Below are 12,800 nucleotides of genomic sequence, written 5' to 3' on the forward strand. Positions count from 1 at the left end.
AGGTCTGGAGCAGCGACGAGCATCAATCCGTTCGGCGATGACAATTTCAACTTCTTCGTCTTGGTCAACGACGGCGAGAAACACAGCCTGTGGCCGGTTTTCGCGACATACCAGCCGGGCTGGCGGACGGCTTACGGCGAATCGGACCGAGCTGCCTGCCTGGACCACATCGAACAGAAAACCTCGCCCGTGGTAACGCCTAAGCGTTCAGGCGGGCGAACTGACCTTGCCGGTATTGCTCGACGCACGCCGCCCGCCGAACCTTGCCACTCGTGGTGATCGGTATCGAACCGGGCGTCACCAGGACCAGATCTGCGACGCCGACGCCGTGCGAGTTGGAGACCGCCGAGGTGACCTCGCGCTCGACGACGGCGAGCTTGTCCGCTCCCTCTTCGTGGGACGCACCCTTTTTCTTGACTTCGATGATGACGACAAGCTTCTCCATGCCCCCATGCGGAACCGCTATCGCAGCACACCGTCCCCGGGTGATCTCCTGAACCGTCGCTTCGATGTCGTCGGGTGAATGGTTACGCCCGTAGACGATCAACAGATCCTTGATGCGGCCGATGATGAACAGCTCGCCTTCGAAGAAGAACCCCGAGTCACCGCTGCGCAGCCACGGCGCTTCGGGTGTGCCGGCCGATGGTGCGACAAGCCGATCGCCGAACGTGCGTTCAGTCTCTCCGGACTTCTCCCAGTAGCCCATAGCAACGTTGTCACCGTGAATCCAGATCTCGCCGACGGTTCCGTCCGCGCACTCAATCCTGGTGTCGGGATCGACGATGCGGATCACCGGTGACCGCGGCACCCCGTAGCTGACCAGCGGTGTGCCGGTTGGGCTTTCGCAGCGCTCCGCAGTGCCGGTGGCCAGCTTCTCGGATTCGAAGTGCACGATCTCGGGCGGCTGCGACGGTGTGCGGGTCAACGCGTACACCGTTGCCTCGGCGAGCCCATAGGCCGGCCGGACCGCTTTGCCGGGCAGATTGAAGTGGGCGAACCGCTCGGTGAAACGCCGCAACGTCGCAGGATGCACACGTTCGCTGCCGCTGAGGATGACCAGCACATCCCCCAGATCCCGTCCGGCCATGTCCGCGCCGGATGTTTTGCGTGCCGCCAATTCGAAAGCGAAGTTCGGCGCCGCCGAAAATGCGTGACTTTCCTCGGCCAGCAATTGCATCCACCGGGCCGGTCGCTGCAGGAACGACACCGGACTCGTCAGCACAGCGCGAATTCCGCCCAGAACCGGCGCGCACGCTCCCAGTATCAAACCCATGTCGTGATAAAACGGCAGCCAGGAGACGATGGTCGTGTCAGGGGGAGCGACGCCTCCGTACTCCGCGCAAAAGTCGGACATGACCTGGCCGAAATTTGCCAGCAAGTTGCGATGCGAGACCATCACCCCGGCCGGTTGACGGGTCGATCCGGACGTGTACTGCAAATACGCCAGCTCCTGGTGATCAGAGCACCCAGCACCGGATCCCGTCCGGGCGTCCAGGTCCAGCAGGTCGACCTCGACGACGGATGGATTGGGTCCGCCAGATTGCGACTTGACGTATCCGGCAACGGTTTCCGCGGCGGAGGACGTCGTGAGAACGACAGTCGGCGACGAGTCACGCAGCACCGAACTGACGCGCTCGTCGCTGACGCCGCCTAGCGGAAGGGCAAGCGGAACCGCGACCTGTCCCGCATGCAATGCGCCGAGGAACGCCACAATGTAATCCAGCCCCTGCGGCGCCATTATCACGGCGCGGTCACCCGTCGACCCGCAATGCTGGAGTTCCCGCGCGACGTTCACCGTGCGCCGATACAGCTGCGACCACGTCAGGCTTTCGGCAACCCCGTTCCAATCCTGCTCGTAATCAATAAAAGTGAACGCCGTGTCGTTGGGCTGCAAACTGGCGCGTTCACACAGCAGGTCCGAAATGGATGTCTCAACCATGATTACTCCATGCCGATTCGGCCGGGGGTCCAAAAGGGTTTGGTGCGTATCTGGCGTCGGTCCCAGGCGCGTTCGGTGATCAATATCTTGCGCAAGGTTTGTATGGTTCGGGCCTCGCCGGCAAGGTAGGCGACGCCGGGATGGTCGGGCAGTGGGAGGCTGCGCAGCGCGTCGGCGAGCACGGAAGAGTTCGCGGCTGGGGCGTCACCGCGCTCGACCCGGGTTAGCGGCGCGGCCAGGGGAAGGTGGTCGGTGTCGGTCGCGGCCTCGATTACTCCGTAAACCTTCGCAGTTGGGCGGATAGATCGAAGCATCGCGGCGAACGCGACCGACGCGGTTTCTTCGCCGGCGAACAGGTGGTAGCGCGCGTCGTGGCGTATGACGAAGTTGCCCTGGGGCCGGGTCATACTGGCGGGATCTCCGACGGAGGCGGCCGTCGCCCAGCGTCTGGCGGGTGTCGCGTCCTTCGGGTCACCGTCGTGGTCGACCATCACGATGTCGAGTGCGCCGATACCGGGGTCTACGTCGTAGATGGAATACGTGCGTAGCACGGGGTATGGGTGCAGCCGTAGAACGGATTCACGCAGACTCTCGACCTGCAGCCGGACATGCTGGCCTGGAGTCCAGGTCAGTCCCCGCAGGCGCGGCCCGATGAACCGGATGCGGCGCATTCTTGGTGTCAGCCTTTCGATCTCGCCGACGGTTGCAGAGAGGAACACCGCGTCGCGCAGCCTACTGATGAGCGGGAAACCTTCGATGAGGGTAGCCACGGAGAACTCCACAAGGTTAGCGGTGGTCGGGGGTAGGTGCTGATCTGCTCAATAGTTGCTGCAGGTGTTGAAGACTCGCTGGACGAGTCCAAACTCCTGGTCGGCCCCTGGCTGACTCGCCACCATCTGCGCCATCTGCTGGCGTTGACTCGGCGGCGCGGCGAGAAACTGACGCAAAAAGGAGACGCTCTCGGGCGACGAGTTGAATTGCGCGGCGGCTTGGGGATCCGCGGCCTGCAACGCCGACATCACTTGCCCGTAATTGCAGGTTGTGTTGACAAACGGAGTCAGATCCCGATCGGCGGACGCGAGCCCGGCCCCTGCGGTCAACGACAACAACAGGCCGCAGACCCCGACAGCCAATCTAGTCAACGCTGGCATGGCCATTTTTGGATACCTCCTGAACCGGAGTGAACTCGAGGTGCAATTCCTTGAGGCGCCTGAACAATAGGGTGCGGTCCCATTTGAGCCGACGAGCGCCTGGGGGCCCGTGCTCGGCCTCTGAAAGCCGGATGTCGGCCATCCGGTCAAGAATTCGTTCCAAGCTCACCCGCACTTCGGCGCGCGCAATCGGGGCGCCCGGACAAGTGTGGACACCACGGCCGAATGCCATGTGATGCAGAATGTTTGGGCGGCCGAGGCGGAATTCGTCAGGCTCGTCGAACCGTCGTGGATCGCGGTTTGCCGCACCGTTCATCACCAGTACGCTGGTACCGGCCGGCACATCGAGGTCGCCGATCCTGGTGCTACGCCGCGCCAGGCGGAAATTCGATTTGATAGGGCTTTCGAAGCGCAGCATTTCCTCGATGAAGGCGGGGATCATTGAATTGTCCTCGCGCAGCTGCTCTTGCAAGTCCGGTCGCTCCGCCAGCATTAGCATCGAGAGACTCAGCAGATCGATCGTCGTGCCGTGACCCGCGGCGTACATGAAGGTGGCAACGCGGGCCACGTCAATGGCGTCGGGTGTCGTGCCGTCGGGAAACTTCGCCAACGCAAGCTCGGTGAGGACGTCGTCGCGCGGGTTACGCCGCCGCTCCTCGATATATTCGACGAACCATTCCTCTTTCACGCCGACAAAGCCGCTGCGATCGCCTTCGAGCCTGCTGGCTCTCGCGGCGCTGCGGAATCGCTCACGGTCGGCCTCGGGTACATCCAGCAGGTCGGTGATCGCGTCGAGAGTGTACGGAAAGTTGTAGTCGAACACCATCTCGCACTTGCCCTTTGCGACGAAGCGGTTGAGTTGCTCGTCGGCAAGACGCCACAGGAAGTCCTCATTGTTCTTGAGCTGCTTGGGCGTGAACAATCGGCTCAACAGCGAGCGGTGCGCGGTGTGCTTCGGAGGATCAAACGTCAGGAAGTAGTCGCCGAAGGTAACCCCGTGGCGGTGCCGTTCGATCAGATCCGAGATGTCATCGCTGTCGGTTTTGGTCGGAATTCCCGACCACGGTCCGCTGACGATATTGCATACCGAGAAGGTCTTTTCGGCGTCGCGTTGCACGGCGATGGCCTCGTCGTACCCTGAGACCAGCACCACGCCGTGGGCCGGCTCGCGCCATGCCGGGCATCGACGGATCGCGTCGTAGTAGTCGTACGGGTCGTCGACGAGCGACTTCTCGGTGAAGAAGTCGAGGTTCTCGGGTCCGCTCGGAGCGGACTTTCCTGTGGTCATGTGGTCAGATGCCATGATTCAAACCCTTTCAGCCTCAAGCGGCGTCGGCGGGCGCTAGCTTTCCGCACAGCAGTTCCGCCAAACCGCGAATGGTGCCAATGGTGGCGATGTCGGCGGGCGTCACGCGGACGCCCGTTTCGGTCTGGATGCGGGTAAGTAGTTCCAGGCCGCCCAGCGAGTCGAGGCCGTACTCGGACAGCGGACGGTCGGGATCGATGTTGCGGCGCAGGATCAGAGTGACCTGGTCGGAGATCAGGCGTCGCAGCCGGGTGGGCCACTCGTCCAGGGTCAGCTCGTCGAGCTCGGCACGCAGTTTGCTTGTGCCCGTTGAGCTTTGCCCGTTGGAGCGGAACGCTTCGGCGAACGGGCTGCGCTGGGCGAAAGCAGCCAACCACGGCGTGTTCGTCAGCGGCGCGTAGCCGGTGCAGGCACGGTCGTGGCGCAGCAGCACTTCCAGCGCATACGCGCCTTCGTCGGGAGCTATGGCGACGTCGGCGCCTTCGGCCAACGCGGTGCCGCGTCCTATCTGCGCCCAGGCGCCCCATGCGATCGCGGTGGCCGGCAGACCCCGGGCCCGGCGCCAGCGGGTGAACGCGTCCAGCCAGCTGTTGGCCGCGGCGTAGGCACCCTGCCCGGGCGCCCCCACCAGTGCGGCGGCCGAGGAGAACGAGCAGAACCAGTCCAACGGCTGCTCAGCCGTGGCGGTGTGCAAATTCCATGCACCGTAGACCTTTGGCGCCCAATCACGCTCGATGAGATCGTCGGTGATATTGGTCAGCGTGGCATCCTCGATCACCGCCGCCAGATGCAGCACACCGCGCACCGGAAGTCCGGTGGCGGTCGCCGTGGCCACCAATCGCCGAGCCGTACCGGCCTCGGTTATGTCGCCGCACTCCACCACGACGTCGGCACCGGTCTCGCGGATGCGCTCGATCATTTCCAGCGCCCTGGGATCTGGTTGCGAGCGCGAGGACAACACGATACGTCCACAGCCGGCCCCCGAACCAGGAGACGCCATCTTCTCGGCCAAGAACAGCCCCAGGCCTCCCAGCCCGCCGGTGATGATGTAGGCGCCGTCGCTGCGGAAGACGCCCACCTGCGCCGGCGGCACCACTACACGGCTGCGGCCGGTGTGCGGGACATCGAGCACGAGTTTGCCGGTGTGCTGGGCGCCGCTCATCACCCGAATCGCGGTGGCGGCGTCGGCAAGCGGATAGTGCGTGCTTTCCGGCATCGGCAACGAGCCGTCCGCGGTGAGCCGGTACACCGTGTCCAGCAGGCCTCGCAACCTGTCCGGGTGGCTGAATGACATCAACGCCAGGTCGAGGGCGTAGAACGTCAGGTTGCGCCGGAACGGCAAGAGCCCCAATCGGGTGTCGCCGTAGATGTCCCGTTTGCCGATCTCGACGAATCGTCCACCGAACGCTAACAATTCGACGCCCACGCGCTGGGCGGCGCCGACGACCGAGTTGAGCACAATGTCTACGCCATAGCCGCCGGTGTCACGGCGGATCAGGTCGGCGAACTCCACACTTCGCGAATCGTAAACGTGCTCAATACCCATGTCGCGCAATAGTTGTCGACGCCCATCGCTACCGGCGGTAGCGAAGATCTCGGCGCCCGCGGCCCGGGCGATGGCGATTGCCGCCTGTCCAACCCCACCGGTCGCCGAGTGGATCAGCACGCGATCGCCCGCCCCGATCCGGGCCAGCTCATGCAGGCCGTAATAGGCGGTGGCGTGCGCGGTCGTCACCGCCGCCGCCTGGTCGTCGGCCAGACCGGCCGGCAGCGTGACGGCCAGGCGCGCGTCGCAGGTGAGGAAGGTCCCCCAACAACCGTTGGCGCTCAGTCCCCCAACATGATCCCCCACCTTGTGGTCGGTCACGTCTGGTCCGACCGCGGTCACCACGCCGGCGAAGTCGGTGCCCAGCTCCGGTAGCCGCCCCTCGAAAGCGGGGTAACGGCCGAAGGCGACGAGCACGTCGGCGAAGTTGATGCTGGACGCGCTGACCGCGACCTCGATTTGTCCCGGTCCCGGTGGAACGCGGTCGCAGGCAACGAGTTCGAGCGACTCCAGATCACCGGGCGTACGGATCTGCAGGCGCATCCCGTCGCACTCGTGGTTGGCGACAGCGGTTTGCCGCTCCTCTGGCAGGAGTGGAGCAGGGCACAGCCGCGCGTTGTACCACGCGCCATTTCGCCAGGCGGTCTCGTCCTCCTCCGACCCGGCGAGCAGTTGCCGTGCCAGCTGTTCGGCGTCGGTGGATTCGTCCACATCGATCTGGCTGACGCCCAGATGCGGGTGTTCCATGCCGATTACCCGGATCAGCCCCCGCAGCCCGGCCTGCCCGAGGTTGGGCACGTCGTTGGACACCACACTTTGGGCGTTGCGGGTCACGACATACAAGCGCGGCGGTTCGCCGGGAAGGTCCACCAACTCACGCGCAATGCGCACCAGATGTTGCACATAGTCCCGGCCGAGCAGCGCAGACTGCTCGTCAGCGTCGCCATTTTTCGGTCCGGTGAGGATCACCACACCGGTGAATCCACCGCCGCGCAAATGATTTCCCAGCTGTTCCACGTTCGAGACGTGGTCGGCCTGCTGCGGCCAGGACATCGTGGTGCAGTGCACCCCTTGGTTTTTCAGGGCGTCGGCCAACGTGCTGGCCACCACGTCCGCGGTGGTGGCAGTGCCGATCAGCAGCCAGCTTCCGGTGTCGGTGTGGTCCGGCTCGGGCAGTTCTCGTTGCCGCCATTCGATGGTCAACAGCCGCTCGGCCATCACACGATCTTTATTGCCGCTCTCGGATGCGCTGGTGCCCACTCGCAGGCCCTGCACAATCAGCAGGACGGCCCCGTGCTCGTCGAGTACGTCGATGTCGGCCTCGACCCCGGAGGTGTCTGCTTTGGTCACCCGCGTGTAGCAGTAGTGAGCGTTGCGGGCGGCGCCGTAGGAGCGCAGGCGACGGATGCCCAACACCAGGCCGAGCGCACCTTCACCCAGGGCCTGGACGTCCGGATGTGCTTCGACGGACTGGAAACAGGCATCCAGCAGCGCGGGGTGAACGCCGTAAGCCGCTTGTTGCGAGCGGATTTGGCGCGGCAGCGCCACCTCGGCCAGGACGCTGTCGGTCGCCTCATCGCCGGTGTGGACGTCGCCCAGACCGGCGAACGCGGGACCGTACTGAACGCCACGTCGGTCCATACGCGTGCGCACCTCGGCGCCGTCATCGCAACTCGCATGCGCGGCGAGTAGCACGGACACGTCATACGCGGGTGGCTGCTCATCCTCGGCGGCACGGAGGACCGCGGAGGCATGCCGCGCCTGTTCGCCGCCCTGATTCGACTCAACGGTGAAGTCGACGACGCCCGGGGAGGACAACGACGCCGAGGCGCCGATCGTGGTCTGCTCATCGAGCAGGAGCGCCTGCTCGAAGCGGATGTCATGAACCTCAGCCGTCTCGCCCAGCACGGTACGCGCGGCCGCTAACGCCATCTCGCAGTACGCGGCTCCCGGAAGCACGACCACATTGCGGATCTGGTGGTCGGCGAGCCAGGGCTGGGCGGCGGTGCCGACCTCGGCCTGCCACAAGTGGCGCTCAGGTTCCTCCTGCAAGTGCACGTGCGAGCCCAGCAGCGGATGTACCGAAACGGTGCAGCCACCATGTGTCGGGGATTCCTGGCCGCCGCCGCTCAACCACAGCCGACGGTGCGTCCAGGTCGGCAGCGGCGCGTCCACCAGCCGCCCGCTCGGGTAGAGCACGGAGAAATCGACCGCGGCCCCCGCGCTGTGTAGATCCGCCACAAAGCCACGCAGCCCGTGCGGAAGCGCTTGTTCGCGGCGCATACCGGCCAGTGCGGCCATCGGCATCTCGCGACCACGGGCGGTCTGCTCCAGGGCGCGGACAAGTAGTGGGTGGGGTGCCAGTTCGGCGAAGACCCGATAGCCGTCCTCCAAAGCGGCCTGCACGGCCGTGGCGAACCGCACCATGCGGCGCATGTTGTTCGCCCAATAGCGGGCATCACACACCGGCTGCTCGCGTGGGTCGAACAGGGTCGCCGAGTAGAAGGGAACTTCCGGTGTCATCGGGCTGATCTCTGCGAGTGCCTCGGTCAGCTCGTCCATGATCGGATCGACTTGAGGCGAATGAAAGGCGACATCGGTGGGGACCTCGCGGGCCATCACATCACGCTGCTCCCACGCCGCGACCAGCTCGCGAACCGTCTGCGCGGCGCCGGCAATCACCGTGGACTGCGGCGAGGCCACCACCGCCACCACGACGTCGCTGATACCGCGTGCCGTCAGCTCTGAAAGCACTTGCTGCGCAGGCAGTTCCACCGATGCCGTGGCACCGGTGCCGGCGACGCGGAACATCAGCCGCGAGCGGCGGCAGATAACACGCAGCCCGTCTTCCAGCGACAGCGCACCCGCGACGACAGCCGCGGCGGCCTCGCCGAGGGAGTGCCCGATGACCGCGCCCGGGCGGACTCCGTAGGAACTCATGGTGGCCGCCAGCGCGACCTGCATCGTGAACAGCGTCGGCTGAATCCGGTCCTGACCCGTCACGACCTGGGGCGCCGATATCGCCTCGGTCACCGAGAACCCGGACTCCTGGGCGATCACCGGTTCGGCCTGCGCGACGGTGGCGGCAAACACCGGTTCGGTCGCCAACAGGTCTGCGCCCATCGCAGCCCATTGCGAACCCTGCCCGGAGAACACCCACACCGGTCCGCGATCGTCCTGCCCGACCGCGGCCGGATAGGGAGTATCGCCGTCGGCAACCTCACGCAAAGCCTCTGCAAGCTCGGGCCGGTTGGCGGCAATGACGGCCGTGCGTACCGGGCGGTGCACGCGCCGACGCGCCAGGGTGTAGGCCAGATCGGGCAACGCCAGATCGTCATGTACTCGCACCCAGTCGGCGAGCCGGCCGGCGGTGCGGCGCAGTTCGTCGGCCGAGGTGGACGACAGCGTGAACAGCAGTGGCGCCGTCGTCGACGGTTCGGCTGAGATAGATTCGGGCACAGCGACTTCGGGAGCCGGTTGAGGCGCTTGTTCGACGATGGCGTGCACGTTGGTTCCCGACAGCCCGTACGACGAGACCGCCGCCCTTCGTGGGTGATGCCCGTTGCTGACCCACGGTGTAGTCTCCTGCGGCACAAAGAGGTTCGTATCGATCCGGGCAAGGTCATCGGGTAGCCGGGTGAAGTGCAGATTCCGGGGAACCACACCGTGCTGCAGCGCCAGGATCGCCTTCATCATCCCGAGCGCTCCGGAGGCCGCCTGCGCATGGCCGAAGTTGGTCTTCACCGACGCCAGCGCGCAGGGGCCGTCGATGCCGTAGACGTTGGCCAGGCTTGCGTATTCGATCGGGTCACCCACCGGGGTGCCGGGCCCGTGCGCCTCGACCATGCCGACCGTGCGGGCGTCCACACCCGCGGCGGCCAACGCGGCCTGATACACGGCGGTCTGCGCGGTCTTCGACGGTGTCGCGATATTCACCGTATGACCGTCCTGATTGGCGGCCGTCCCGCGGACCACAGCCAGAATCCGATCACCCTCTCGTAGCGCGTCGGACAGTCGCTTGAGCAGCAGCATGACGCTGCCCTCGCCGCCCACGAACCCGTCGGCCGCGACGTCGAAGGCGTGGCAGCGCCCGGTCGGCGACAGCATTCCCTCGGCTGAGCCCGCAGAGAATTTCCTCGGGTCCAGCGCCAGCGTGGCGCCGCCGGCCAGGGCGAGGTCGCTCTCGCCCTCGTGCAGGCTGCGGCAGGCCAGGTGTATCGCGGTCAGGCCCGAAGAACATGCGGTGTCCACCGTCAACGCGGGACCGTGGACGCCCAGGGCATACGCGATGCGCCCGGAAGCCAGGCTGAAGTTGCTGCCGGAAAACCCATACGCCCCCTCCACGGAGTGCGCGTCCGCGGCCAGCAATTGGTAGTCGCCATGCGTCAATCCCATGAACACCCCGGTCCGGGTGTCGGCGATGCGCTCCCGCGTGAGACCGGCGTGTTCCATGGCCTCCCATGAGGTCTCCAATAGCAACCGGTGTTGCGGATCCATCGCGGTCGCTTCCCGCTCGTTGATCCCGAAGAACTCGGGATCGAAGCCGGCGACGTCGTCGATGAATGCGCCCCACCGCGATACCGACCGCCCCGGCACACCCGGCTCGGGATCGTAGTATTCATCGGCGTCCCAACGGTCGGGCGGGATTTCGGTAACCAGGTCATCGCCACGCAGCAACGCCTCCCACAACTGCTCCGGGGAGTCGATGGCTCCGGGCAGCCGGCAAGCCATGCCGATCACCGCAATAGGAGTGACGGGCGTGGTGCCGATCGGGGGCGAAGAATCGGTCGAAGGCTGGCGCTGCATAATGTCGTCGATCTGGTGTGTAGTCATTTCGCCTCCTTGGAGCAACGACGAAGTAGCTTGTCCGTCGCGCGCACACCGTCAGGTTCTGATAGAGCTTCGAGTCGTTGGCCGCACAGGAGCGACTGGCGGCCCGTGTCGTCGTCGAACGGGTTGCTACTCACCAGTCCTCCAAATTTCGCTATGGCATGAAACCGAACAGTTCGGTGCACTAGCTGTCGCTGACCGGACGCCCGAGAACTGTCTCGACGAAGTGCATGATCCAGAGCGTCGTGGGTTTCAATCCTGTTGTCAGGCTTATCAAGTGGGTAGCGTAGTCAGGAGCTGCACATAGAGTGGTGGGCGCTGGCCGACAGAGTGGTGGCCCTCAGCGACAGGAAGTTTCGCAACCGTAAATGAGTGTGCCAGTGCGGATTGCATTCTGCGACAGCATTTTTCGTCGAAGGCGCTGACTTCGGTCCCACGTGGCGACACGGCCCCACCCGGGGACGGCGTCCCCGCGAACCAGCCGGCGGTCAGCCGCCGTAGCCCACGACGGGTTACATCTCCCCCGCGTCGACGGATTCCTTGACCTCCTGCGCGCGGGCCACCTGCGCGGCGGTGTACCCGATCAGCAGCGCCACCCCACCGAGCAGCACGACGACACCGGCCAGCCAGAGCAGGCCATAGGTATAGCCGCGGTCCAGCGCATGCAACTGGGCGGCATCCATGAGCTTCACCGGCCCGAGGGTGCCGCCCAGGGCTAGCGTGCGCGACGTGATGGCGGCCTGGATGATGACCAGCACCAGCGGCCCGCCCAAGGTCTGCAGCATCAGTGCAATCGCCGACGTGGGTCCGATGCGGTCGAAACCGACGCCGGCGATCACCGATAACGTGAGCGTGACGAAGACCCCGCCGACGCCAATAGCGGCAATGACCAGCGGCAAAACGAGATTCGGGAAGTAGGGCACGCCACGGTGGAAGGTCGAGCCGTACAGCGTCGCGACCAGAATCAGGCTGCCACTGGCCATCACCAGCACCCGCGGCGGGAACCGCACCACCAGCTTCGACGCCACGCCGACCCCGATGGCCATCGCGATGCCGAACGGGATGAAGGCGATGCCGGCGCGCAGCGGACTGTAGCCCATGATGGTCTGCACATATAGGCCGACCAGCACGGTCAGGGTGAAAAATATCCCACCGGCAAGGAACATGGCCGCGAACGTGGCCAGCCGGTTGCGGTCGAAGAACAGGCTGAACGGCACGACGGGGTTCGCGGCCTTGCGCTCCACCACGACGAACGCCGCGAAAGCGGCCAGAGCCACCGCGCCTGAACCGAGCGTGATGGCTGACAGCCACCCCTTTTCCGGGCCCATCGAGAGACCGAACACCGCGGCGATACAGGTCAACGTGGCCAGCACAGCCCCGGCGGCGTCGAGCTTCATCCGCTCCTTCTGAGTCTCCTCCAGCGTGATGACGGCCAGGTAGATCACCGCCAGCCCGATCGGCACGTTCACCAAAAACGCCAGCCGCCACGACACGTCGGTCAGCGCCCCGCCCACCGCCAGGCCCAGCACCCCGCCGAGACCGGACGTCGCGCCGAACACCGCCGTCGCAAAATTACGTTCCGGCCCCTTCGGAAACGTGGTCGCTATCAGCGCCAAAATCGTCGGTGTGGTGATCGCGGCGGCCGCACCGTGCAGCAGCCGCGCGGATATCAGCATGCCCCCGTCCCAGGCGATGCCGCACAAGGTCGAGGCGAAAGTGAACAGCGCGACCCCGACGATGAAAGCTCGCTTGCGGCCGATGGTGTCGCCCAGACGGCCACCCAGCAGCATCAGGCCACCAAAGGTCAGCATGTAGGCGGTGATCACCCAGCTGCGCGCGGCATCCGACAAACCCAGCTCGTTCTGGATCCTGGGAAGCGCGAAGACCGCGACGGGGCCGTCCATCGACACCATCAGCTGTATCCCGCCGATCGCGACAACTACGCCGACAAACCGGCGAGACCGCAGCAAAGCCGGAAAGCGCCTCTTCGTGGGGCGCAGCAGGGTCGGTTCGACGGCCATCTTGAAC

At 65.4% G+C, this 12,800-nt stretch carries 7 protein-coding genes; 1 reads left to right on the top strand and 6 read right to left on the bottom strand.

What is annotated here, in order from left to right; genetic code table 11:
• Positions 1-21 precede the first annotated feature (21 nt).
• Positions 22-279, top strand: coding sequence for an MbtH family protein (locus ACZYVJ_RS03730; protein ID WP_463832820.1), 258 nt, complete (start codon positions 22-24; stop codon positions 277-279).
• On the opposite strand, the gene ACZYVJ_RS03735 is transcribed toward ACZYVJ_RS03730, so the two are convergent.
• The 6 genes from ACZYVJ_RS03735 to ACZYVJ_RS03760 all read right to left on the bottom strand — a co-directional run bounded on the left by ACZYVJ_RS03735 (position 200) and on the right by ACZYVJ_RS03760 (position 12,793).
• Positions 200-1,939, bottom strand: coding sequence for an AMP-binding protein (locus ACZYVJ_RS03735; protein ID WP_463829793.1), 1,740 nt, complete (start codon positions 1,937-1,939; stop codon positions 200-202). The genes ACZYVJ_RS03730 and ACZYVJ_RS03735 overlap by 80 nt on opposite strands.
• A gap of 2 nt (positions 1,940-1,941) precedes the next feature.
• Positions 1,942-2,709, bottom strand: a complete 768-nt coding sequence (locus ACZYVJ_RS03740) for a siderophore-interacting protein (RefSeq protein ID WP_463829794.1) — start codon at positions 2,707-2,709, stop codon at positions 1,942-1,944.
• Between the two features lie 48 nt (positions 2,710-2,757).
• Complete coding sequence (locus ACZYVJ_RS03745) at positions 2,758-3,096, bottom strand: hemophore-related protein (RefSeq protein ID WP_463829795.1); 339 nt, start codon at positions 3,094-3,096, stop codon at positions 2,758-2,760.
• Positions 3,074-4,393 carry a cytochrome P450 gene (locus ACZYVJ_RS03750; RefSeq protein ID WP_463829796.1) on the bottom strand — a complete coding sequence of 440 codons (1,320 nt, stop codon included), beginning with the start codon at positions 4,391-4,393 and terminating at the stop codon, positions 3,074-3,076. The genes ACZYVJ_RS03745 and ACZYVJ_RS03750 overlap by 23 nt, the downstream gene beginning before the upstream one ends.
• A 19-nt stretch (positions 4,394-4,412) precedes the next feature.
• A complete protein-coding gene (gene pks2 / locus ACZYVJ_RS03755) occupies positions 4,413-10,775 on the bottom strand; it encodes a sulfolipid-1 biosynthesis phthioceranic/hydroxyphthioceranic acid synthase (RefSeq protein WP_463829797.1) in 6,363 nt (2,120 codons plus the stop codon).
• Positions 10,776-11,284: 509 nt separating this feature from the next.
• Complete coding sequence (locus ACZYVJ_RS03760; protein ID WP_463829798.1) at positions 11,285-12,793, bottom strand: MFS transporter; 1,509 nt, start codon at positions 12,791-12,793, stop codon at positions 11,285-11,287.
• Positions 12,794-12,800 lie beyond the last annotated feature (7 nt).

This window comes from Mycobacterium sp. IDUB_3 (assembly GCF_055419585.1).

What these genes read in the sequence shown, in the direction of transcription:
- ACZYVJ_RS03735 (WP_463829793.1), bottom strand. Translation starts at nt 1,939, where the DNA reads ATGGTTGAGACATCCATTTCGGACCTGCTGTGTGAACGCGCCAGTTTG.
- pks2 (WP_463829797.1), bottom strand. Translation starts at nt 10,775, where the DNA reads ATGACTACACACCAGATCGACGACATTATGCAGCGCCAGCCTTCGACC.
- ACZYVJ_RS03750 (WP_463829796.1), bottom strand. Translation starts at nt 4,393, where the DNA reads ATGGCATCTGACCACATGACCACAGGAAAGTCCGCTCCGAGCGGACCC.
- ACZYVJ_RS03760 (WP_463829798.1), bottom strand. Translation starts at nt 12,793, where the DNA reads ATGGCCGTCGAACCGACCCTGCTGCGCCCCACGAAGAGGCGCTTTCCG.
- ACZYVJ_RS03745 (WP_463829795.1), bottom strand. Translation starts at nt 3,096, where the DNA reads ATGGCCATGCCAGCGTTGACTAGATTGGCTGTCGGGGTCTGCGGCCTG.